General features: G+C 68.5%; 19 protein-coding genes. 11 read left to right on the top strand and 8 right to left on the bottom strand.

What is annotated here, in order from left to right; translation table 11 throughout:
• Window positions 1–18: 18 nt before the first annotated feature.
• Window positions 19–1,581 (bottom strand): SLC13 family permease, encoded by a 1,563-nt coding sequence (locus tag CFB45_RS36670; protein ID WP_256978507.1) that lies wholly within the window; start codon window positions 1,579–1,581, stop codon window positions 19–21.
• A 157-nt stretch (window positions 1,582–1,738) separates the two neighbouring features.
• Between CFB45_RS36670 and CFB45_RS36665 the strand changes: the two genes are divergently transcribed.
• The 3 genes from CFB45_RS36665 (at window position 1,739) to CFB45_RS36655 (ending at window position 3,822) form a co-directional block, all read left to right on the top strand.
• A complete protein-coding gene (locus CFB45_RS36665; protein WP_089429951.1) occupies window positions 1,739–2,479 on the top strand; it encodes a GntR family transcriptional regulator in 741 nt (246 codons plus the stop codon).
• Window positions 2,480–2,647: 168 nt separating this feature from the next.
• A complete protein-coding gene (locus CFB45_RS36660) occupies window positions 2,648–2,893 on the top strand; it encodes a hypothetical protein (protein WP_089429950.1) in 246 nt (81 codons plus the stop codon).
• Between the two features lie 11 nt (window positions 2,894–2,904).
• Window positions 2,905–3,822 carry an AEC family transporter gene (locus CFB45_RS36655; protein ID WP_089429949.1) on the top strand — a complete coding sequence of 306 codons (918 nt, stop codon included), beginning with the start codon at window positions 2,905–2,907 and terminating at the stop codon, window positions 3,820–3,822.
• Window positions 3,823–4,109: 287 nt separating this feature from the next.
• Here the strand turns inward: CFB45_RS36655 and CFB45_RS36650 are convergent, their stop codons facing one another.
• From CFB45_RS36650 to CFB45_RS36625, 6 genes are read right to left on the bottom strand one after another with little or no spacing between them, the layout of a single operon-like run.
• Complete coding sequence (locus CFB45_RS36650; protein ID WP_089429948.1) at window positions 4,110–5,777, bottom strand: dipeptide ABC transporter ATP-binding protein; 1,668 nt, start codon at window positions 5,775–5,777, stop codon at window positions 4,110–4,112.
• Window positions 5,774–6,643, bottom strand: coding sequence for an ABC transporter permease (locus CFB45_RS36645; protein WP_089429947.1), 870 nt, complete (start codon window positions 6,641–6,643; stop codon window positions 5,774–5,776). Before CFB45_RS36645 ends, CFB45_RS36650 begins: the two co-directional genes overlap by 4 nt.
• Before the next feature lie 13 nt (window positions 6,644–6,656).
• Window positions 6,657–7,667, bottom strand: coding sequence for an ABC transporter permease (locus tag CFB45_RS36640; protein WP_089429946.1), 1,011 nt, complete (start codon window positions 7,665–7,667; stop codon window positions 6,657–6,659).
• 60 nt (window positions 7,668–7,727) lie between these two features.
• Entirely contained in the window at window positions 7,728–9,368 is a 1,641-nt protein-coding gene (locus CFB45_RS36635; RefSeq protein WP_089429945.1) for an ABC transporter substrate-binding protein, read from the bottom strand.
• A gap of 45 nt (window positions 9,369–9,413) precedes the next feature.
• A complete protein-coding gene (locus CFB45_RS36630; RefSeq protein ID WP_089429944.1) occupies window positions 9,414–9,989 on the bottom strand; it encodes a GNAT family N-acetyltransferase in 576 nt (191 codons plus the stop codon).
• Window positions 9,986–11,149, bottom strand: coding sequence for an MsnO8 family LLM class oxidoreductase (locus tag CFB45_RS36625; protein ID WP_089429943.1), 1,164 nt, complete (start codon window positions 11,147–11,149; stop codon window positions 9,986–9,988). Before CFB45_RS36625 ends, CFB45_RS36630 begins: the two co-directional genes overlap by 4 nt.
• Before the next feature lie 347 nt (window positions 11,150–11,496).
• Here CFB45_RS36625 and CFB45_RS36615 point away from each other — a divergent pair, with 347 nt between their 5' ends.
• The 8 genes from CFB45_RS36615 (at window position 11,497) to CFB45_RS36575 (ending at window position 20,661) form a co-directional block, all read left to right on the top strand.
• Entirely contained in the window at window positions 11,497–12,804 is a 1,308-nt protein-coding gene (locus CFB45_RS36615) for an NtaA/DmoA family FMN-dependent monooxygenase (protein WP_089429942.1), read from the top strand.
• A gap of 188 nt (window positions 12,805–12,992) precedes the next feature.
• The gene (locus CFB45_RS36605) at window positions 12,993–13,796 is read left to right on the top strand and encodes a transporter substrate-binding domain-containing protein (protein WP_089429941.1); all 804 of its coding nucleotides are present in this window, start codon (window positions 12,993–12,995) and stop codon (window positions 13,794–13,796) included.
• A gap of 4 nt (window positions 13,797–13,800) precedes the next feature.
• Window positions 13,801–14,535: an ABC transporter permease gene (locus tag CFB45_RS36600; RefSeq protein WP_089429940.1), complete on the top strand. Its 735-nt coding sequence runs from the start codon at window positions 13,801–13,803 to the stop codon at window positions 14,533–14,535.
• Window positions 14,532–15,299 (top strand): ABC transporter permease, encoded by a 768-nt coding sequence (locus tag CFB45_RS36595; RefSeq protein WP_089429939.1) that lies wholly within the window; start codon window positions 14,532–14,534, stop codon window positions 15,297–15,299. Before CFB45_RS36600 ends, CFB45_RS36595 begins: the two co-directional genes overlap by 4 nt.
• Before the next feature lie 26 nt (window positions 15,300–15,325).
• A complete protein-coding gene (locus CFB45_RS36590; protein ID WP_089430151.1) occupies window positions 15,326–16,708 on the top strand; it encodes an LLM class flavin-dependent oxidoreductase in 1,383 nt (460 codons plus the stop codon).
• A gap of 101 nt (window positions 16,709–16,809) precedes the next feature.
• Window positions 16,810–18,369: a sugar ABC transporter ATP-binding protein gene (locus CFB45_RS36585; RefSeq protein ID WP_089429938.1), complete on the top strand. Its 1,560-nt coding sequence runs from the start codon at window positions 16,810–16,812 to the stop codon at window positions 18,367–18,369.
• Window positions 18,366–19,424 (top strand): ABC transporter permease, encoded by a 1,059-nt coding sequence (locus CFB45_RS36580; protein WP_089429937.1) that lies wholly within the window; start codon window positions 18,366–18,368, stop codon window positions 19,422–19,424. Before CFB45_RS36585 ends, CFB45_RS36580 begins: the two co-directional genes overlap by 4 nt.
• Window positions 19,425–19,590: 166 nt before the next feature.
• On the top strand, window positions 19,591–20,661 hold the full coding sequence (locus CFB45_RS36575; RefSeq protein WP_089429936.1) for a substrate-binding domain-containing protein: 1,071 nt from the start codon (window positions 19,591–19,593) through the stop codon (window positions 20,659–20,661).
• 306 nt (window positions 20,662–20,967) lie between these two features.
• Here CFB45_RS36575 and CFB45_RS36570 read toward each other — a convergent pair whose 3' ends face one another.
• Window positions 20,968–21,948 (bottom strand): bifunctional helix-turn-helix transcriptional regulator/GNAT family N-acetyltransferase, encoded by a 981-nt coding sequence (locus tag CFB45_RS36570; protein WP_089429935.1) that lies wholly within the window; start codon window positions 21,946–21,948, stop codon window positions 20,968–20,970.
• Window positions 21,949–22,089 lie beyond the last annotated feature (141 nt).

The raw sequence follows: 22,089 nt of genomic DNA, 5'->3' as shown, positions 1-22,089 counted from the left end.
CGATGGAACTCGGGCGCTTCAGTGCGCGAACGGCCAGGGCGCGCTCGCGTCCCAGACGGGGATGCCCATGTACGCGTACCACGGTGCAATCACGCAGAGGCCGTAGACGATCGCGATCAGCACGGACACCGCGCCGACCTTCGCGTAGTCGGCCGTCGAGAATGCGCCGCTGCTGTAAGCGATGACGCCCGCGGTGATCTGCGTGGGCAGCAGATAGGCGAAGCTGTCGGTATCGCTGACGAGCATCGTGAAGGCGACGGGATGCAGCCCGAGGCGCGGCGCGAGTGCGAGCGCGATCGGCGCGATCATCGTGACGGCCGCGACGTTGGACAGCATGCCGATGCGGATCACGTGCGTTCCGAGCATCACGATCGCGATCGCCAACCACCAGCCGTGACCGTGCGCGGCGACATAGATGTGATCGGCGGCCCAGCTCGCGAGCCCCGACGCGCTGATCGCCGACGACAGCGACAGCGCGCCGGCCAGCAGGAACAGCGTGCCCCAGATCGTGCGCTGCTCGACTTCCGCCCAGCCGAAGCGCAGCACGCCGGGCGCGAACAGCAGCGCCAGCGCGATCAGCGCGACGATTTCCGACGGCAGGTGGTGCAGCGGCTCGGTCGCCCACAATACGGCGACGGCGGCCAACAGCACGAGCACGGCCCAGTCGTTGCGCGCCGCGCGCGGTTGCGCACGGCGCATGGCCGCGATCGCGCCCGGGCCGCCGGGAATCGCGACGGCGCGCGAGCGGAAATGGAATTGCACCCAGGCTTGCGTGATCGCGAACATCCCGAGGTACGGCCACTGGAGCTTGAGCCAGGTCAGATACGAGATCCGGATGCCGAGCTGTTTCTCGAGCAGCCCGGACACGACCATGTTCGGCAGGTGGGCCGTCAGGATGCACATGCCGCTGATCATCGCGCCGTAGACGAGCGTCTGGATCACGATCGCCTTGCGTGCGGCACGCTCGCGCGGCGACTCGCCGAACAGCCGGACGATCCCGTTCGTGACGGGCAGCAGCGTAGCGGCCCGTGCATTCGCGGCCGGCACGACGAGCGCCATCACGCAATTCACCGCGAACATGGCCCAGATCACGCCGTTGGCGGTTCGCACCTTCAGGCGGTCGAGGAGCAACAGGGCGATGCGGCGGTCGAGTCCACACGCCTGCATGATCGCGGAGAACAGGAACGCGGCGAGGCACAGGAACACGACGGGCGCGGCGAAGCCGCTGGCCGCCTTCGGAAACGACGGGCTCGCGTGCGACAGCACGAGCAGCATCGGCAGCAGGATGCCACTCACGCCGACCGGAACCGCGTCGGTGATCCACACGATCGCGACCCACGAAACCACCGCGAGTGTCGCCTTGCCTTCCGCGGACAGATGCGCGGGGGCCGGCAGCCACCAGGCGATCGCGAAGAACGCGAGCCACGCTGCGGCGAAGCCGATCGCGGCACGCCAGTGCGCGCGACGCGATCGGCCTGTCGCGTGCGGATCGGCGTGTCGTGTCGCCGGCGATCCGGCCGGTGGCGGTCGGATCGCGTGCGTGCTGTCGAGCGGCGGCGTGCCGATTGCGTTTTCAGTCACTGGTATGCTCTCCGTGCGTCTGGCCCTGAGACAGCAGGCCCGATCGTCTATCGAGATGTCATAATACGTATTAATACAAGTTGGACGATCCAATTGCTTTTCATATCGAAATCAGGATTCGCGCATAGCGCGAGCCGAGCACGGAGAGGAAGATTCGATGACGCTGCTGCGTGATGACGCGACGTCGCTTTACGAGCAGATCGCGACGACGCTGCGCGACGAGATCGAGCAAGGCGCGTACGAGCCGACCGGCAAGCTGCCCTCGGAGGCACAACTGAGCGAGCGTTTTCAGGTGAGTCGCGTGACCGTCCGGCTCGCGCTCGACCGGCTGACCGACGCGCGAATCGTCGAGCGCAAGCAGGGCAAGGGCACGTTCGCCGCCAAGCAGCGGCTGCGGCATCGACTGGATGTGCTGCGTGGACTGCACGATTCGATCGCGGGACAGGGGGCCAAGGCACGGATGGAACTGCTGCGCATGGAGGCGTGCGACGTGCCGCCCGGCCTGCGACACGCGTTCGCCGCCGACGTCACGCGCTGCGTCTATCTCGAACGCCTGCACTGGGTCGACGACGAGCCCATCGCGCTCGCGCAGACTTGCCTGCTGCCCGAAGCGAGCGACGTCGCTTTTGCGCGGGCCGACAGCCTGCCGACCTACGAGCTGCTGGAGCAACTGCTCGGCTGGCGCATTGCCGACGCCGACATGTCGGTGACGGCCGTGGCCGCGCCCGACGATATCGCCGTGTGGCTCAAGACCGCAAAGCAGGCGCCGCTGCTCGTGTTGCGGCGCACGTCGCGTCTGGCCGACGGCCGCACGTGTGAATCCACCGTGTTTCATATTCGTCCGGAGCGCTTCGATCTGGTGGTGCGAAGCGGTGTCGAAGCGCGATTTGTCGGTTGAACATGCGTTTGGCCGTGGGCCGTGGCAATGGCCATGCGCAGTCAGTCGACCGGACGAGGTGCACGCCTTCTAAATCACTTTCGGATCTAGGTTTCGTATTTTTAATTCTTTCTGAGAATTTCACGGTTCTGTCATATTTCTGTGCACCGAATTCATCGGATCAGAAAAATGTCAAAGACCACCATCATTGCGACGATCGGGCCGGCGTCGCTGCTCGCGCGGCGACGTGCGGTGCCGGTCGCCGAACGGGTCACGATGGTGATCTGCGCGATCGCGGTGCTGGCATCGCTCGCGATGCTGGTGCGCTTGAACCTGAAGGCGCGCGCCGGCGCACCGCTGTACGAGCGCGCGATGACCGCATTCATCGGCGTCTACGGCGCGGTCGTGCTCGCGAAGACGCTGGTCTTCGCGTGACGGAGCGGCCCGTGCAGAATGTCCTGACCGCACTCATTCCGATCTTCGTGCTGATCCTGACAGGATTCGTGCTGCGGCAGCGCCGCCTGCTGCCGGACGAATTCTGGTTGCCGTGCGAAACGCTGAACTACTACTACATGTTTCCCGCGCTGATGTTCAGTCAGGTCGCGAAAGCCAATCTGACGCAGTTTCCGGTGCGGCCGATCGCGATCGCCATCCTCGGCGCGGTGGTCGCGAGCGCGGCGCTGCTCTATGCATGGCGAGCGTGGAGCCGGCAGCCGGGAGCTGTGTTTTCGTCGGTGATCCAGGGGGCGCTGCGGCCCAATACGTACGTGGGGGTTGCCGCCGCCGCAGCGTTGTACGGCAGCGTGGGTCTCACGCTCACGTCGATCAGCATCGCAGTCGCGATCCCGTTGCTGAACGTCGCGTCGATCATCATCCTGATGCGTCACGGCAGCGGCGGTGCGCCATCGGCGCGGCAGATCGGCGGCGCGTTGCTGAGAAACCCGGTGATCATGTCGGTCGTGCTCGGCGCCGCGTTCAATCTCGGCGGGCTGCCCTTGCCGGGCGTGCTGTCGAGCGTGCTGTCGATTCTCGGTGCTGCATCGCTCCCGCTCGGGCTGCTCGCCGTGGGAGCCGGTCTCGACGTGAAGGCCGCGAAGGCGGCGCGCGGCCCCGTGTTCCAGTCGTCGGTGATCAAATTGCTGCTCGTGCCCTTGCTGACCTTCTGGATCGGCTTCAGTCTCGGCATCCGGGGGCCGGCACTCACGACGATCGTGTTGTTCAATTCGCTGCCGTGCACACCGTCGGCGTACATCATGGCGAAGCTGCTCGGCGGCGATCATCGCTTGTCCGCCGGGATCATCACCGTGCAGACCGCGCTCGCGGCCGTCACGATGCCGCTGGTGCTGCTCGTGTTCCACGGTTGAGCCGGGTTCGCGCGCGGTGGCCTGGCGAAATGCACAAGGCCGGCCGGGCTGGCGATACGACCGTCACGCAAGGCCCGGCCACGCGCACGACTCGATGCCGCTCATGCCGCGCGTGCGTGCCGGTTCGGCGGATACGGAAGCCCGAGAGGCTCGCGTCAGCGAGCGCATCCGGTGCCGCTACGCGGACATGTTGCCGGCCGCGCGCGGGATGATGGCGCCGAGATGGATCCGGCGGGGAGAGGCGGGCGTCGATCGGTGCATGGCAGCGGTTCGGTGAAAAACCATGGTCAGGCGACGGCGGGCAGCGGCGACGCCGCACGGGCGTCGGGCAGAAGCGGCAGCGCGTCGAGCAGCGATGCGGTGTACGGGTGCGACGGCGCGCCGAACACCCGGTCGACTGGGCCGCTTTCGACGACGCGGCCGCCCCGCATCACGAGAATCCGGTCGGCGACGTGATGCACCACGCCGAGATCGTGCGAGATGAACAGCATCGCGGTGCCGTGCTCGGCCTGCAGGTCGGCGAGCAGGTCCAGCACCTGCGCCTGGATCGACACGTCGAGCGCGCTGACCGGCTCGTCCGCGACGAGCAGCGCCGGATTCGACGCGAACGCACGCGCGATCGCGACGCGCTGCCGCTGGCCGCCGGACAGTTCGCGCGGATACCGGTCGATGCAACCGGCGCCGAGCTGGACTTCGTCGAGCAGCTGCAGGACGCGGCGGCGCCGCGCGTCGCCACGGATGCCGGCCACATCGAGGCTTTCGCCGACGATCTGCCCGACCGGGTAGCGTGGGTCGAACGAGCTGTACGGATCCTGTGCGATCAACTGCAGCCGCGCGCGGCGCGCCCGCCGCGCGGCTTCCGGCACGCCGTTCCACGGCTGGCCGTCGAGCGCGACGGCGCCGTTGTCCGGTTCGACGAGCCCGAGCACGATTCGCGCGACGGTGGATTTGCCGGAGCCGGATTCGCCGACGATGCCGAGCGTCTCGCCGCGCGCGAGCGTGAACGACACGCCGTCGACCGCGGCCGGCGTGTCGCGGCCGCCGTAGCGTTTCGTCAACGCGTCGACGGCCAGCACCGGCGTGCCCGTGTCGATGCGCTTCGGCGGCAGCGGCACGCGCGGGGTGGCTGCGAGCCGGAACCCGCGCGACGCGGCAGTGGGAATCGCCGCGAGCAGCTGCCGCGTGTACGGATGCGTCGGCGCGCTCAACACGTCGCGTGCCGGCCCTTGCTCGACGATCCGGCCGCCGCGCATCACGAGCACGCGATCGGCCAGTTCGGCGACGACCGCGAGATCGTGGCTGATCAGCAGCACCGCATCGCCGGCATCGCGGCGCGCACGCAGCAGCGACAGGATCTGGCGTTGCACGGTCATGTCGAGCGCGGTGGTCGGCTCGTCGGCGATCAGCAGCGCCGCGCCGCCCGCGATCGCGGTGCCGATCAGCACGCGCTGCCGCAAGCCGCCCGACAACTGGTGCGGATACTGCGGCAGCCGCCGCTCGGGGTCGTCGATGCCGACCGAGCGCAGCAGGTCGGCGCTGCGCGTTGCGATGTCGCGCCGCCGCGTATCGTGCAGCGCTTCGGCGACGAGGTCACGCACGCGCCACAGCGGATCGAGCGACACCAGCGCGTCCTGCAGCACATAGCCGATCCGGCGGCCGCGAATGGCGCGCCAGTCGCGTTCCCGATGGCGGCGCACGTCGATGCCGGCGATGTCGAAGCGTGCTGCGTCGATCGCGGCATGCGGGCCGTTCAGCCCGACGAGGCTGCGCGCGGTCACCGACTTGCCGGAACCCGACTCGCCGACCAGCGCGACGCATTCGCCGGCATGCAGCGTGAGATCGAGCGGCCCGACGACGGGCTGCGCGCCGCGGAACCCGACCGTCAGCTGCTCGATGCGGACCAGCGGCGCGCCACGCGCGGGCGTCGGCTGCGACACGGCGCCGATCGTACTCATGCTGCCTCCCGCCGCTCGAAGCGCGCCTGCCAGTAGCCGCCGAGCGCATTCACCGCGATCACGGCCGCGGTGATCGCGAGGCCGGGCCACACTGCGATCCACCACGCGTTGTACAGATAGTTGCGGCCCTCGGCGAGCATCAGCCCCCATTCGGCTGCCGGCGGTTGCGGCCCCATGCCGAGAAAGCTCAGCCCCGACGCGCCGATGATCGCGGTGCCGAGGCCGATCGTCGCGAGTACCGGCACCTGCGCGATCGCGTGCGGCAGCACGTGGCGCCAGACCAGCACCGCCGGCGCGAGGCCGAGCGTGCGCGCGTGCTCGACGTAACCGGAGGATGCGACGACGAAGGTCTGCGCGCGCACGATGCGCGCGAAGCGCGGCACCGACGCGACGCCGAGCGCGAACACCAGGTTCACCGCGCCGGGGCCGGTGAACGAGATCAGCATCAGCGCGAGCAGCAGGTCGGGGAACGCGGACACGACGTCGAGCACGCGCGTGATCAGCTCGTCGAGCCAGCCGCGGGCGAGGCCGGCGAGCAGCCCGAGCGCGGTGCCGAACAGCGTCGCGACGCCGATCGCGGCCACGCTGATCGACAGCGAGTAGCGTGCGCCATACACGACGCGCGAGTAGATGTCGCGGCCGAGCTGGTCGGTGCCGAGCCAGTGCTCGGCGCTGCTGCCGAGCTGCGCGGACAGCGGATCGGCGGCGAGCGGATCGCCGTGCGCGAGCCAGCCGGGCGCGACGACGGCGACCACGTTCAGCAGCAGATAGACGGCGGCGAGCGCCAGCCCCGGATGGCGGGACAGCCAGCCGGCCGTGCCGCGGGTCGCGCTCGGGCGCAACGTGAGATCGACGGGAACGGACATCGGTGCCTCCGGTTCAATGCCGTGCGCGGCGTTCGCGCAGGCGGGGATCGATCAGCAGGTACAGCAGATCGACGGCGGTGCTGAGCGCGACGTAGATCGCGGCCGACAGGATCGCGATCGCGAGGATCACCGGCATGTCCTTCGACAGCACCGCGTCGACCGTCACCTTGCCGAGGCCCGGCCGGCCGAACACCTGCTCGGTGATCACGGCGCCGCTCAGCAGCCCGCCCACGAGCCAGCCGGCGAGCGTGACGGCCGGCAGCGCCGCGTGGCGCAGCGCATGGCGCACGCGCAGCGCGAACCCGCCGATCCCCCACGAGCGCACCGTCAGCGCATACGGCTCGTCGAGCGCGCGCTCGATGCCTTGCCGCAGCACGCGGCCGATCACCGCGCCCTGCGCGAGCCCCAGCGACAGCGCGGGCAGCACGAGCGACGCCAAGCCGCGATCACCGGCCACCGGGAACAGCTTCAGCGTGAAGCTGAACACGAACAACAGCATGATTCCGAGCCAGAACGACGGCGTCGAGGCCAGCAGCAGTTCGACGCCGGACGCGGCGCGCCCCGCCCAGCGGCGGCCGGCCGTCAGCACCGCGAGGCCGACCGCGAACACGATCGTCACGACGAGCGCCGCGCCCGTCAGCTTAAGCGTCGGCCACAGCTGCCCGAGCACGAGCGGCGCGACGTCCGTGTTCAGGATGTAGGAGCGGCCGAACTCGCCGTGCAGCACGCGCCACAGGTAGTGCACGTATTGCAGTGCGAGCGGTTCGTCGAGTCCCCATTCCTGGCGGATCGCGGCCTCGATCTCGGGCGTGCTCAACTGCTCGCCGATCAGGATGCCGACGATATCGCCCGGCGCGAGATGCACGGCCGCGAACGACAGCGTGATCGCGGCCCACAGCACGAGCACGCCGGTGGCGAGCCGCGTGACGACGGGCGAGCCCGGCCAGCGCCGCCATGCGGCCGGCGACGGCGCGGCCGGTCGTGCGTCAGGGAGGGAGGCGGGAGCGGAGGTCGAATGGCTCATTGGGAAATCTCCTGTCGGGTCGGCGCGAACCGTGATGCAAAAGCGGGCCGCTGCGCCGGCTTACTGCTTCACCCACACGTCGTACGGGTTCTCCGGCATCTGCGCGAACGAGCGGAAGCGCAGCCCCTGGACGGCCTTCGCGGCCGCGATCTGGTCTTCCGGTTCGTAAAGCGGGACCGCATACGCCTGTTCGTTGATCGCGAAGCGCTGCAGCTCGCCGTACGACTGCTTGCGCTGCGCGACGTTCTGCGTACGCGCGGCCGCCTGCAACCAGCGCGTCAGTTCGGGCGCCGCCGCACGGCTGTAGTTCAGCGCGCCGCCGCGATCGACCGGCAGGTAGTGGCCCTCGATGTCGATGCCGTCGGGCGGCGTGTTGGAGTTCGCGATCGAGCCGAACTTGCCGCTCTTGCGCGCTTCGACGTACGTGCCGTCGTCGACGTACTGGATCTTCAGGTCGACGCCGAGGCGTTGCCGTGCCTGGGCCTGCAATGCCTGCAGCAGCACGTCGCGCTGATCGCGTACCGTCGCCTGCGCCTGGATCACCGCGATCGTCAGGCGTTCGCCGTCGCGGGTCCGGTAGCCGCTGCTGTCGCGTGCTTGCCAGCCGGCTTCGTCCAGCAGCTGGTTCGCCCGTTTCGGATTGTTGCCGTAGGTCTTTTCGACAGCGGCGTCGTAGAGCGGATCGATCGGCGACGTGATCCCCCACGCGCGCGCGCGCTCGCCGCGGTAGATCGACTGCACGATGCCGGTCGCGTCCAGTCCTTCGAGCAGCGCGCGGCGTACTTTCACGTCGCGGGTCGGGCCGTAGTCGACGTTCAGGAACAGTGAGTAGGGCGTGCCGGTATTGAGCGCGCGGCGATACGTGAAATCGGCGTTCTTGCGGATCAGTGCCGCGTCGTTGCCGGACACGCCTTCGATCACGTCGACCTGGCCGGACAACAGCGCGCCGGTGCGCACCGACGATTCGGGGAGGAACCGGTAGACGATCCGGTCGAGGTACGCGGGGCCCTGGTGGCCCGCCGTCGGCGGCGCCCAGCGATAGTCGGGGTTCTTCGCGAACTCGATTTCCTGCCCTTTCACGTACCGCTTCAGGATGAACGGGCCGGTGCCCGCGATGTCGGTGCCGCCCGACTTCAGGCTCGACCGGCCGAACGCGTTCGGCGACAGCAGCGGCAGACGGCCGGCGAACGTCAGGAACGGCGTATACGGCGCGTCGAGCGCGATCACGACCGTGTGTGCGTCGGGCGTCTTCACGTCCGCGACGTGCGAGATCAGCCGCGCAAGCTGGCTGCCGGCCGAGTATGACAGTTCGCGCGCGTTCAGGAAGTTGCGGGCGACGGCCTGCGCGTCGAACGGCGCGCCGTCGGTGAATTTTACGCCGTCGCGCAGTGTGAACGTGTAGGTCTTGCCGTCGGCCGAGACCTTGTAGCCGGTCGCGAGCCACGGCACGTAACTGCCGTCGGGCTTCTGCGCGAGCAGGCTTTCGTAGGCGTTGCGCAGCAGCAGCTCGACCTTGTCCTGGCCGTTCAGTTGCGGATTCAGCGTGCGGGGCTCGGTTTCGACACCCCAGGTCAGCGTGCCGCCGGAGACGGGTGTGCCCTGTGCGAACGCCGCATACGGCATCGCGACGGCGAGCAGCAACGCAGCCGATACGGTGTGGCGCGACGCGCGGAGAGCGGAATCCGGAAATGCGAGAGTCATGCGTTGAAGCCTTTCACGAGATGGATGGCAGGGTGCGCCCGCGCGTCACGCGTTCATGGGGACAGGCAGGCGCTCCGGCGCGGCGTCGGCCGTCGCCGGATCCTCGTAGAGATCCGGGATCAGGATTTTTCTGAGCCAGACGAGCGGCGTGCCGAGCGCGTTGGTCGAGCGATCGAACGGCACGTAGCCGCCGCGCTCGTAGTACGACTGCAGCCATGGATGGTGGATCGCGGTCGCCAGATACGTCGCGGGCGCCTTGACCTGCGCGGCCAGGAACTGTGTCTCGACGTGTTCGAGCAGCGTGTGCCCGAGCCCTTGCCGCGCGAACGCGGGCGCAACCGCGAACCAGTGCAGGAACGGATAGGGCGTGCGATGGCGTTCGCCGGATACCCATGGAGACCGCACGGTCAACGTGGCCGCGAGGGCGGTACGGCCGTCGGGTGCCGCATGTTCGAGCACGAACGTCGTTTCGCGCGCGACGGCTTGCGCGACGCGTTCGATCGGCGAGCGCGTGATCGTGAAGTGCACGCCCTGCGCCGCGAGCGGCGCGTAGGCGTCCTGCAGCAACGCGTAGACGGCCGGCACGTCGTCTGCGCTGGCGATGCGAATCGTATCGGTCATGGCGCGGTGCCCTCGAAGTCCGGTTGGCGTGCGATCGTGCGCGCGCCGGCATCTCGCGCGTTCGCGTTCGCTTCGTCGCGCGCGCCCGCCGCCGTGTCGTCACCGTCGGCATGCGCGCCGGCCAGCAGGCGCAGCGACGCAATGCGCGGGGCGGCGTCGGCGACCGGCGTGTCGACGACGAATTCGGCAATCCCGTGGCGGCGATGCAATGCGTCGAGCTCGTGCAGCACGTCGTCGCGCGTGCCGTGCACGATCCGCGTTTCGCGCGGGTCGATCCGGTGCGGGCCGCCGCCGGCCTGGCGGATGTACGCGTGCGCCTGTTCGAGGCTGCCGACGTTGACGGCGGGCGTGTCGCCCACCTGAACGCGAAAGCCCTGATGTCCGCTCGCGAGTCGCGCCGCCGCGTCGCGGGTGCCGGCGACGATCGCGGAGACGGCCAGCAGCGGCGTGCGGCCGCCCGACGCCTCGCGATAGGTGTCGAACGTGCGCTCCAGATCCGTCGCGGAGGCATTCAGATGCGACGCGTAGACGAACGCCCAGCCGAGCCGCGCGGCGAGCGTGGCGCTTTCCGCGCTGGCGCCGAGCAGGAACGGTTGCGCGGGCTCGGGCGGGCGTGGCGTCGCATGCAGCGTAGCGCCATCCTGATCGCTCGCGTCGGCTGTTGCATCGTCGCCCTCGAGATGACGATTCAATTCCTCGGCCAGATCGGCGAACGACGCGCGCCGCGCCGGATCGTAGCCGGCCTGCAGCGCACGGGTCGACAGCGGCAGGCCGCCCGGCGCCTTGCCGATGCCGAGATCGACGCGGCCGGGCGCGAGCGACGCGAGCAGGTTGAAGTTTTCCGCGATCTTGTACGGACTGTAGTGCTGCAGCATCACGCCGCCGGATCCGACCCGAATGCGCCGCGTCTGCGCGAGCACGTGCGCGATCAGGATTTCCGGCGACGGGCACGCGAGCGCGGCGGTGTTGTGATGTTCGGCGAGCCAGTAGCGGTGATAGCCGGCCGCATCGGCGAAGCGTGCGAGCGATACGCTGCGCGCCAGCGCGTCGGCGGCGGTTTCTCCGGGCGCGACGGGGCTCTTGTCGAGCACGCTCAAGCGGAACGGCAACGCGGACAAAGCGGACAAATCGAAGTGGGAGCGGAGGGCGTCGAACGTCATGATGAAGCGATCGGCGCGGGTCGAAACGGCCTGATCAGCGGATTTGGCATGCCGAATTATTTTGCGTCGACGTTCGCACGGTCAAACAATCAAGAAGAATATCGAAAGCCGAAAATATTCGTTCCGGCCGCCCCGGGGGCTTGCGTTATGGTCGTTGGCTGCGCGCCTCGCGGCGCGTGTGTGGAGCCTGACCGACGGTCCGACGCGAGTACGCTCGCCGTCGCGATGCCCGCGGGCACGCTCCGATTCTCAGACCGAACGGAATCACGAGGAATGCGAATGAATGAGCAACGCGAACGACGTACGGCCCTCACGGCGTGCTATCGCGCGATGAACGGAGCCGCGTCATGAGCGGCGCACGCAGACGGCTGAAGACACTCGTCGGCGCGGCGAGCGTGCTGTACGCGCCCGGCGATGCGGATGTCGCACAGGGTGTGCGACGCGCGGCGTCGCTCGCACGCAGGGCGGAAGCCGAGAAGATCACCGGCCTCTTTACCGCCGACCTGCTGCAGGCCGATGCGGCAGGCCTCGCCGGCACCACGGGCAGCCAGGAGCCGATCGTCGCGCTGGCGGCGCTGAGCCAGGCGACGTCGGCGATCGGCCTCGTCGCGACGGTGTCGACCACGTATCACCATCCGTACAACCTCGCGCGGCTGATCGGCACGCTCGACCACGTGAGCGGCGGGCGGGCCGCGTGGAATGCGGTCACGTCGTCGGTCGGCGAGGAGAATTTCGGCGATGCGGCGCTGCCCGACCCCGAACGGCGTTACGCGCGTGCGGCCGAATTCGTCGAAGTCGTCAACGCGCTGTTCGACGCGAACGATCCGCGCGCGACGCGGCGCGGGCAGGGCGGCGGCATCTCGGTCGATCCGCGCCAGCTCGGCGCGATCGACTACCGCGGCGAGCACTTCCAGGTGCAGGGGCCGCTGAACGTGCCGCCGTCGCCGCAGCGCAGGCCGGTGCTGTTTCAGGCCGGGCAGTCGGCCAGCGGCGTATCGCTCGGCGCGAAGTACGCGGAGGTCGTCTATACGTCACAGCCGACGCACGACGATGCGCGCGCATTCGTCGCCGAGCTGCATCGGCAGGCCATCGCATTCGGCCGCGCCGACCGGCTGCCGCTCGTGATGAACTCGTTCCATTCGGTGATCGGCGAATCCGATGCCGACGTCGCGCGACGGTTGCGCGACAAGCATGAACGGATCGATTACGAACAGGGCAGGCTGAAGCTGGCCGACATGCTGGGCGGCGTCGTCGACCTGAGCGGCCTGCCGCTCGACCAGCCGTTGCCGGCGTCGCTGCTGCCGGCGATCGACAGCGTGCATCGCCGGCGCGGACGCGTCGCGATCTTCGTGGGCTACGCACGCCAGCGGCTGACGCTGCGCGAGCTGATCATCCGTGCGCAGGAGACGGGCCACTGGTCCGTCGCCGGCACGCCGGAACAGCTCGCCGACGCGATTGAAACGCGCTATCGCGCGGGGCTCGTCGACGTGCTGTCGTTGCACGGGCTCGGCCAGCCGGACCAGGAAGACCTGCTGCTCAACGGGTTGCTGCCCGAATTGCGGCGGCGCGATCTGCTCGACACCGACTATGTAGGCGGCGATTTTCGCGCGAACCTGGAACTGCCGGCGTTGCGGCGCGAGGCCGTGGCGGCGTGAACGACGGATGAACCGCGTACCGTGCCGTACGTCGGACGGTGCGCGGTTTCGTGCATATCGTGCATATCGCGCGATCAGATATCCATCGCAAAAATAACCATTTGGTACACGCATCGGCGCGCATTACAGTCACGCCTCCTGCCGGCTGCAACGCCGGTCGTTCCGACGTTATTTCAGAAATTCGCCACATGAATCGTTTGATGCGTTCCAGGGTCCGCCGTGCCGCGGCCGCGCTGTTCGTGCTCGGCCTCGCGCCGATTTCCCACGCGGCCCAGCCGACGTTGCGCGTCGGCATCGACGCCGAATCGTATCCGCCGTTCTTTTCGAAAGATGCCGGCGGCAAGTGGAAGGGCTGGGAAATCGACGTGCTCGATGCCGCATGCGGCAAGCTGAACGTGCGGTGCGAGCTCACCGACATTGCATGGGACGGCCTGATTCCGGCGTTGCAGAACCGCAAGATCGACGTGATCTGGTCGTCGATGACGATCACCGGCGAACGGCAGAAAGCGATCGACTTCAGTCGTGCCTACTATGAGTCGCCGACGGTGTTCGTCGGCGCGAAAAGCGACCGGCGCCGCGTCGACTGCGCGGTGCCCGCGACCTTCAAGGGCAGCGTGATCGGCGTCGAGGCCGGCACGAACTTCTCGGCGTTCCTCGATGCCCGCTTCAAGCAGAACGTGCAGATCAAGGCGTTCGACAAGTTCGACAATGCGCTCGCGGATCTGGTGTCCGGGCGCGTCGACTACGTGCAGGAAGGCAAGGGGCTATTCACGGCGTTCCTCGCGTCGCGCGACGGCAAGGACTTCGAGGTCAAGGCCACGTGCGCGGACGATCCGGTGCTGGGCCTCGGGGTCGGCGCGGGCGTGCGGCGCGGCGATGCGCTGCGCGGCAAGCTGTCGACCGCGATCGCGCAACTGCAGCAGGACGGCACGTGGGATGCGATCACCGCCCGCTATCCGAACCTGAAAGGCACGATCGAGAAGGGGCGCTGAGCGCATGGCCGCGGACGATTCGCTGCTCGCGTTGCTCGCATTCGGCGACGGCGGTTATGGCCGCGTGTTCGCGGGTGCGTTCGCGCTGACGTTCGGCGTCGCGGCTGCGTCGTTCTGCACCGGCGTGCTGCTCGGCGTCGCCGGCGCGCTCGGCAAGCTGTCGCGATACGCGGCGCTCGTGTGGCTGGCGCGCCTCTACACGACGCTCGTGCGCGCGCTGCCCGAGCTGTTGTGCCTGCTGCTCGCGTTCTATGCGGTCGCACCGGCCATCGAGAACGCGCTTCGCGGCAGCGGCATCGTATCGGGCGACTTCGCGTTCGATCCGTTCGTCGTCGCCGCACTGTCGCTCGGTTTCATCCAGGGTGCGTATCTCACCGACATCTTCCGCGCGGCGCTCGTCAACGTGCCGGTCGGCCAGATCGAAGCCGCGCACGCGTACGGGATGACGCCATGGCAGACGTTCGCGCGCATCCGGTTCCCGGCCGCCGCGCGGCTCGCGCTGCCGGGCGTCGGCAACGTGTGGCTGAACGCGACCAAGGATGCGTCGTTCATCAGCGTGCTCGGGTCTTTCACGGATCTGCTGAAGGCGAGCCAGCTCGCGGCCGGCGCGACGCGGCACTACGTATTCTTCTATCTGGTCACGGCCGCACTGTTCCTGCTGCTGAGCATCACGTCGACCGGCCTCTTCGCGGCGCTGGAGCGGCATGCGAACCGCGGCACGAGGCGCGCGACGACATGATCTTCTCGCTGCCTTTCCTGCTCGACACGGTGATGCCGAAGCTGCTCGCCGCGGTGCCGACGACCCTGGCGTTGCTGCTGTTGTCGGGTATCGCCAGCGTGGTGATCGGCATTCCGCTCGCGCTGGCGGCGGGTTCGCGTCACGTAGCCTGCCGCTGGCCCGCGCGCGGCTGGATCATGCTGGTTCGCGGTACACCGCTGCTGGTGCAGCTTTATCTGCTGTATTACGGCTTCGGCCAGATCGTCCCGCGCGAATGGATGCGCGACAGCTGGGCGTCGCCGTTGCTGCGCGATGCGTTCTGGTATGCGGTCGTCGCGTTGAGCGTGAACGAGGGCGCCTATGTCGCGACGATCCTGCGCGGCGCGATTGCCGGGGTGCCGGCCGGCGAAATCGAGGCCGGCTTTGCATACGGAATGACGCGGGCGGGTGTACTGCGCCGGATCGTCGGCCCGCGTGCATGGCGACTCGCACTGCCGGCGCTCACCGGCGAGGCGATCCTGCTGCTGAAGTCGACCGTCCTCGCGTCGACCGTCACGGTGTTCGACGTGATGGGGACGGCCAATACGCTTCGTTTTGAAACCTTGCGCGTTTATGAGCCGCTCGCGGGCGCGGCGATCGTCTATGTCGTGCTGGTCGCGCTGCTGACGATTCCCGCCGCCCGTCTCGAGAAACACCTCAACCGCTACCTGACGCGCGAGCCCGACGATCGCCCGCCCGCACGGCGCCGCCGCGCATCGTCCGGCGCGTGGGCGGCACCCAACTGATTCCTGCTTTTGCACTGAACACGACGATGTCCGATCCTCGCCCCTTGCTGTTTTCCCTTTACGAACAGGCCAGCGTCGGCTGCGGCGGTGCGCCGAGCCTGTGGACCCATCCCGCCGACGAACGGCTGCGCGCGAATACGCTCGCGTTCTGGTCGAACCTCGCGCGCACGGCCGAGCAGGCCGATCTCGACATGCTGTTCTTCGCGGACGTGCTCGGCCTGTACGACGTCCATGGCGGGTCGTCCGACGCGGCGGTCCGGTGGGCGGTCGAGGCGCCCGCGAACGATCCGATGATGCTGATTCCGGCGCTCGTCGCGCAGACCGAGCGGCTCGCATTCGGCGTGACCGCGAGCACGACCTACGAGCACCCGTTCGCGCTCGCGCGGCGCTTCAGCACGCTCGACCACCTGAGCAACGGCCGGATCGGCTGGAACATCGTGACGTCCTACCTGACGAGCGCGGCGCGCAACTTCGGGCTCGACCGGATGATCGGCCACGACGAACGCTACGCGCGTGCGGAGGAGTTTCTCGACGTGGCCTACAAGCTGTGGGAAGGGAGCTGGGCGGACGACGCGGTCGTCGCCGACAAGCGCGAGCCGCGCTACGCGCGCGGCGACCGTGTGCGGCCGATCGAGCACGAAGGCACGCATTATCGCGTGCATGGCCCGCACGTCTGCGCGCCGTCGCCGCAGCGCTCGCCGGTGCTGATCCAGGCCGGCTGGTCGGGGCGCGGGCGCGAATTCGCGGCGAAGCACGCGGAAGTGGTGTTCGTCGCGAAGTCGAATCCGCATGAGATCCGCACTGGCCTCGATGAAATCCGGCGGCTGGCGGTCGAAAACGGCCGGGCAGCGGAGGATGTGAAGGCGCTCACGGTGCTGCGGATCGTGACGGCGCGTTCGTCGGCCGACGCGAAGGAGAAGTACCACGCGCTGCAGCAGCACTATCACCTGCAGGCTCAACTCGTCAGCTATGCGGGCGATACCGGCATCGACATCGATCGCTATGCGGACGACGAGCCGTTGACGACACAAACGGAAGGGCTCACGTCCTACGTGGTGCGGCCGGACGGCAGCGGCAAGCCGCTCACCGCCGGCGACGTGCGGCGCAAGTTCGCGAATGTCACGCGCGGCACCGACCTGATCCTCGTCGGCTCGCCTGACGAAGTCGCCGACCAGCTCGCCGAGCATGCGCGGCAATCGACGACGAGCGGCTACATGCTCAATCCGCTGATCAGCCCGGGCACGCTCGACGATTTCGCCGAACTGATCGTGCCGGAACTGAAAAAGCGCGGCCTGTACCGAGCGACGCCGGCGAGCGGCACCTTCCGTTCACGGCTGAGCGGGCGGGACCGCCTGCCGGACACGGCCTATGGCGCTTCGTTCCGGTTTCCGGTGCCGGAAGCGGGCTGACGAGCCGATCAATACCGGACGACCCTCAGCGGAGTTGCGTGACATGACCCACGACGACCTGTTTCTCCTGCAAGCGCATCGCGCCGTCCGGAATCTTCGGTATGAATAGCGCGACGAACGAGACGATGGACGTGACGCGCGACGATCGGCCTCATCGGTCGACGTTACCGCCCGTCCTGAGCGCCACGGGCATCGCGAAGCGCTTCGACGCGACCGTCGCGCTGGCGGCGCTCGACCTGTCGATCGGCGCCGGCGAAGTCGTCGCGTTGATGGGCGCGAACGGCGCGGGCAAGTCGACCTTCGTCAAGATCCTGAGCGGCGCGCTGCAAGCGGACAGCGGCACGCTGACGCTACGCGGCGAACCCTATCGGCCGGCGTCGCCGCACGCGGCCAAGCGGCTCGGCGTCGCGACCGTGCACCAGTCCGTGGCCGACGCCGTCGTGCCGACGCTGTCGATCGCCGACAACCTGCTGCTCGACCGGCTGTGCGATCCGGCCTCGCCGTGGCGCGTGCCGCCGGCCGCGCGGCGCGCGGCGGCGCGATCGCTCGCCGCACGGGTCGGGCTCGACGTCGACCTGGCCGCACCGCTCGCCTCGCTGTCGCTGGCTGACCAGCAGCGTGTGACCCTGGCGCGTGCGCTGGCCGGGCAGCCATCGTTGCTGATTCTCGACGAGCCGACCGCCAGCCTGTCGGCGGCGGAGGCCGAGCGGCTGTTCGTGCTGGTGGACGCGTTGCGCCGCGACGGCGTCGCCATCCTGCTGGTGTCGCATCGGCTCGGCGATTTGCGCCGCATCGCCGATCGCGCGGCGATCGTCCGCGACGGGCGGATCGTCGCCGATCTGGCCGCGCCGATCGATTTCGATGCGGCGGTGGAAACGATGATCGGCCGGCCGTTGCCGCGTACGCGTGCATCGGTGCCGGAGCGTGCCGGGCTCGCCGGAGCCGGGGCAGGCCCAGGCTTCAGCGTGCGGCAGATGCGGCTGACGCTGACCAGTACACCGTTCGACCTCGATGTCCGGCGTGGCGAGATCGTCGCGATCGCGGGCCCCGTCGGTGGCGGCAAGTCGCGCTTCGCGCGGACGATCTTCGGCGCGGTGCGGGCGGCGGCCGGCGAGATGACACTCGACGGCCGGACATGGCGGCCACGTTCGCCGGCTGACGCGATTCGCGCCGGCGTATTCCTGGCCGGCGAGGACCGCTGGCGCACGTCGCTGTTTCCCGACAGCGTTCCGTTCGCGTCGATCGCGGGCACGATCGGCTTTCCGTTCCTGTCGCGCTGGTTCGCGAGCGGCGCTGTGCGCCGAGCGCGCGAACGCACGGCCGCCGCGGCGGCGATCGCGCGGTTCGGCATTCGCTGCGACGGGCCCGACGATCGCGTCGCGCACCTGTCCGGCGGCAACCAGCAGAAGGTCGTGCTCGCGCGCTGGCATGCCGAGCCGGCGCGGCTGTTGCTGCTCGACGAGCCGTTCCAGGGCATCGATGCGGGCGCGCGCGCCGATATCGTCGATACGCTGCGGCGTCATGCGCATGAGCGCACGACGATCGTGTTCGTCAGCGATCTCGAGGAAGCGGCCGAGATCGCCGATCGTATCGTGCGATTCGACCGCGCGACGCTTGATTGCGTGCCTCCCACTTCTTCCATCGTGCGTGCCTGCTCATGAAACCCGTGACTTCTTCCGCTGTCCGCCATGCCGCATCCGTCGAACGGTCGTCGCGCCCCGGGCCGGCGCGCATCCGCGATGTGCTCGAACGGACGGGCATCCTGCTCGTGCTGGGCGTCCTCGTGGTTGTGTTCGCGCTCAGGGAGCCCGCGTTCCTGAACGTCGACAACCTGTTCAGCATCCTGCAGGCGGTGTCGATCGTCGCGTTGCTCGGCATCGGCGTGACGGTCACGCTCGCGGCCGGCGGTTTCGACCTGTCGGTCGGCAGCGTGGCCGCGACCGCGCAGATGGCCGCGAGCTACGTGCTGGTCGTCTGGCACGGCAGCGCATGGGCGGCCGTGCTCGCCTGCGTCGTGCTTGGCGTGGCGGCCGGCTTGTTCAACGGCTTGCTGATTACGCGGCTGCGCGTGCCCGACCAGCTCGCGACGCTCGGCACGCTGTTCCTGCTCGCCGGCCTGCAGTTGATCCCGACCGGCGGCCGTTCGCTCGCGACCGGTTCCGTGCTGCCCGACGGCACGGACGCGACGGGCGTGTTCCCCGATGCGTTTCTCGCGCTCGGCCGGTTGCGCGTGTTCGACGTCGTACCGTTGCCGGTCCTGCTGCTCGCGGCTGTGACGGTGCTGGCCTGCGTGACGATGGAGGCGACCCGCTGGGGCCGCGTGATCTACGCGATCGGCGGCAACGAAACGGCCGCGCGGCTGGCCGGCGCGCCGGCCGCGCGCTACCGCGTCGCCGCGTATGTCGTGTCGGGTGCGATCGCGTCGCTGGGCGGCGTGCTGATCGCCGCGCGGGTCGGCCGCGGCGACGTGAGCGCGGGCCACTCGCTGCTGCTCGATGCGGTGGCGGCCGCGCTGATCGGTTATGCGGTGTGGGGCGCGAAGCGGCCCAACGTATTCGGCACGGTCGTCGGGGCGGTGTTCGTCGGCGTGCTGCTCAACGGGCTCACGATGCTGAACGCACCCTACTACATGCAGGATTTCATCAAGGGCGTACTGCTCGTGCTGGCCCTTGCATTTACGTTCGGCATCGGTCGCCGTACGGATGCCCGGGCGTGACGCGTGAGCTCGCCGAGACCAGGCTCGGGCATCCACGGTTCAGAGAATCTTCAGGCAGGACGGTTTGTTATCCAAAGTAATATCCATTGCCGAATCGGTCGGTTTGAATTCGCTCGGTGCGCTGATAGATTGAGCCGATATCGTCCTATATGGAGACAGACACGCCATGCGCTCGTTGCTTCGCCGAAAGTCGCGTATCGAACTGAAACTCGGTGCACTCGTGCTGGGCACCGCGCTCGTGTTCGGTGTGCCCACGGCCCACGCTGGTCCGCTCAAGGGGGCGCCTGCGCCGTTCGACAAGGGCGGCGTGAAGATCGCGCTCGTCAACTACCTGTCGACCGGCGATTTCTTCCAGGCCTACGAAGCCGGCGCGCAGAAGCAGGCACGGGCGCTCGGCGTCGATCTGCGCATCTACGAAGGCCGGCAGGACGCGGCCGAGCAGCGTGAGCAGATTCAGCAGGCGATCAGCATCGGCGTGTCTGCGATCATCGTCAATCACGGCTTGCCGGAATCGCTGAAGGACGTCGTTCAGCGCGCGCTGGACAAAGGCATCAAGGTTGTCGCGTTCGACGTCGATCTCGCCAATCCGAAGGTGCCGCAGATCGAGCAGAACGATCGCGACCTGGCGAACCTGCTGCTGAATCAGGCGGTGAAGGACAACGGCGACACGTTCGCGGCAGGGTACGTGTACGTGGCCGGATTCGCGCCGCTCGACCGGCGCGATGCCGCGTGGCGCGATTTCAAGCGTGCGCACCCGAAGGTGCAGGAAAAGGCGCGCTGGGGCACCGTCGACAATCCGATCGCGCAATCGGTCGCGAACCAGGCGGCGGCCGTGTATCGCGCGAATCCCGACATTCGCGTCGTGTTCGCGCCGTACGACGAGTTCGCGCGCGGCGCAAAGCTCGCGGCGGACGAGGCCCGGCTCTCGTCGAAAATCCGCATCTACAGCGCGGACGTGTCGACGGCCGACATCGAGGCCATCCGCGCGCCGAACAGCGCGTGGGTCGCGACGGCCGCGACCAATCCGGCGGTCGTCGGCGCCGTGTCGGTGCGGGCCGCCGCGCTGCTGGTCGCAGGGCGGGACCCGGGCGCGCGCATCGCGGTGAAGCCGACGCTGATCACGCGTGACGATCTCGTGAAGAACGACATTCATACCGTGGCCGAACTCGCCGCGAAGTTTCCGGCGTTCCGCGCGAGCGACGCGGCGACTGCCGCATGGATTCCGGCAGTCGACTGAGCGCCTCGGCACGTAGCGCGCGACGATCACATTCTCGAGACGCGGACGCTGAAGGTGACCGCGCACGCGCCCGGTCGCAGCGGCGTGCGCGAGATCCGGATACGCGTGCGGTATTCGCCGTCGTTATCGCGATACTCGTCTGGGGCATCGTGCGCGTGCGGCGCATCAAGTGATGCGCCGGCCACGCGTCGCGTGGACGCTCGAGTGCGGTTATCCTGCGCGTTCGACTTTTTCATCGAGAAATCAAGAACGTCTTCGATTCGCTCTTCGGGATGGGGTAGCGCGACGGAGCCGTCCCGTCGCCCCTCAACCGCCCGACGGCCCCGGCCGGCTGAAGCGTTGCTCGACCACCTCGGTTCCCCAATGCGTGCCCGCGGATTCGTCGGTCAGCGTGAAGCCGAACGACTCGTACAGATGGCGTGCCGAGTCCAGCCCCTTGAACGTCCACAGGTAGGTTTCGCGAAACCGCTGCGCGTCGACGAAGCGCATGGCTTCCGTCATGAGCCGGCGCCCGATGCCCGACCCGCGCAGCGCATCGTTCACGATGAACCAGCGCAGGTGCGCGATGCCGGTTGCCGGGTCGCCGTCGATCGCGAGCGACGCGAGTGTCCGTCCGTCTTCCTGGCATAGCCAAAGCGCCTTGCCGTCGGCCGGTAGCGCAGCGGCGAATTCGGCCAGTTCGGTCGCCACCCGCTTTTCGAAAAAGGCGCCGAAGCCCCAGTGTTCCGAATAAAAGCGCGCGTGGAGGCCCGCGATATCGCCGATGCAGCCCGGTTGGTAACCTTCGCGGATCGCCGGCGCGTCGAGTGCCGCGACGGGCGCTTTCGCGGCGTTGTCTTGCGCGAGCGCATCGGCATACAGCGCGAGCGAGCGCAGCAGCGCCTGCTGGTCGGCGGGCACCATGCGGCGCAGCGCATTCGACACCTGGTCCGTCGCGAACGTGTCGATTCTCTTCTGGAGCTTTTTCCCTTCGGCGGTCAGGTACAGCTCGATCGCGCGCGCATCGTCGCTCGACACGCGCCGCTCGACGACACCGGCCGCCTCGAGCCGCGCGAGTTGCCGGCTCGTGTTCGATTTGTCCAGCCGCAGGATGTTGCCCAGGTCGCGGGCGTTGATGCCGGGCGCCATCCCGATCTCGAGGATCGCGTGGACGGCCGAAGGCGCCCAGTCGCTGTCGGCCAGCGTCGCGCGCATGAAGCCGAGCTCGCGAACCAGTTTTCGGGAGAAGTCGCGCAGCTCGAGGATCGTGGCTTCGCGAGGCTTGGCGGGCGCGTCGATGAGGTCCATGGGTGGCCTGGAAAGGTTGCGGATCGCAATCAATAATAGTTGCGGGTCGCAACTTGATCAAGGCGAACTTTCATGGGGACGGATTGCACGGGGGGAGATGTTTCCAGAGGCCGGTGTCGGCGTGAACCAGGGCGGCGACGA

It is taken from the genome of Burkholderia sp. HI2500 (genome assembly GCF_002223055.1).
Classification (GTDB): Bacteria; Pseudomonadota; Gammaproteobacteria; order Burkholderiales; family Burkholderiaceae; genus Burkholderia.
The sequence above is the reverse complement of the archived record's forward strand: the minus strand, read 5'-3'. Positions and strand labels throughout refer to the sequence as shown.

What these genes read in the sequence shown, in the direction of transcription:
- CFB45_RS36650 (WP_089429948.1), bottom strand. Translation starts at nt 5,777, where the DNA reads ATGAGTACGATCGGCGCCGTGTCGCAGCCGACGCCCGCGCGTGGCGCG.
- CFB45_RS36605 (WP_089429941.1), top strand. Translation starts at nt 12,993, where the DNA reads ATGAATCGTTTGATGCGTTCCAGGGTCCGCCGTGCCGCGGCCGCGCTG.
- CFB45_RS36590 (WP_089430151.1), top strand. Translation starts at nt 15,326, where the DNA reads ATGTCCGATCCTCGCCCCTTGCTGTTTTCCCTTTACGAACAGGCCAGC.
- CFB45_RS36630 (WP_089429944.1), bottom strand. Translation starts at nt 9,989, where the DNA reads ATGACCGATACGATTCGCATCGCCAGCGCAGACGACGTGCCGGCCGTC.
- CFB45_RS36660 (WP_089429950.1), top strand. Translation starts at nt 2,648, where the DNA reads ATGTCAAAGACCACCATCATTGCGACGATCGGGCCGGCGTCGCTGCTC.
- CFB45_RS36635 (WP_089429945.1), bottom strand. Translation starts at nt 9,368, where the DNA reads ATGACTCTCGCATTTCCGGATTCCGCTCTCCGCGCGTCGCGCCACACC.
- CFB45_RS36575 (WP_089429936.1), top strand. Translation starts at nt 19,591, where the DNA reads ATGCGCTCGTTGCTTCGCCGAAAGTCGCGTATCGAACTGAAACTCGGT.
- CFB45_RS36595 (WP_089429939.1), top strand. Translation starts at nt 14,532, where the DNA reads ATGATCTTCTCGCTGCCTTTCCTGCTCGACACGGTGATGCCGAAGCTG.
- CFB45_RS36625 (WP_089429943.1), bottom strand. Translation starts at nt 11,149, where the DNA reads ATGACGTTCGACGCCCTCCGCTCCCACTTCGATTTGTCCGCTTTGTCC.
- CFB45_RS36585 (WP_089429938.1), top strand. Translation starts at nt 16,810, where the DNA reads ATGAATAGCGCGACGAACGAGACGATGGACGTGACGCGCGACGATCGG.
- CFB45_RS36645 (WP_089429947.1), bottom strand. Translation starts at nt 6,643, where the DNA reads ATGTCCGTTCCCGTCGATCTCACGTTGCGCCCGAGCGCGACCCGCGGC.
- CFB45_RS36580 (WP_089429937.1), top strand. Translation starts at nt 18,366, where the DNA reads ATGAAACCCGTGACTTCTTCCGCTGTCCGCCATGCCGCATCCGTCGAA.
- CFB45_RS36570 (WP_089429935.1), bottom strand. Translation starts at nt 21,948, where the DNA reads ATGGACCTCATCGACGCGCCCGCCAAGCCTCGCGAAGCCACGATCCTC.
- CFB45_RS36640 (WP_089429946.1), bottom strand. Translation starts at nt 7,667, where the DNA reads ATGAGCCATTCGACCTCCGCTCCCGCCTCCCTCCCTGACGCACGACCG.
- CFB45_RS36665 (WP_089429951.1), top strand. Translation starts at nt 1,739, where the DNA reads ATGACGCTGCTGCGTGATGACGCGACGTCGCTTTACGAGCAGATCGCG.
- CFB45_RS36615 (WP_089429942.1), top strand. Translation starts at nt 11,497, where the DNA reads ATGAGCGGCGCACGCAGACGGCTGAAGACACTCGTCGGCGCGGCGAGC.
- CFB45_RS36600 (WP_089429940.1), top strand. Translation starts at nt 13,801, where the DNA reads ATGGCCGCGGACGATTCGCTGCTCGCGTTGCTCGCATTCGGCGACGGC.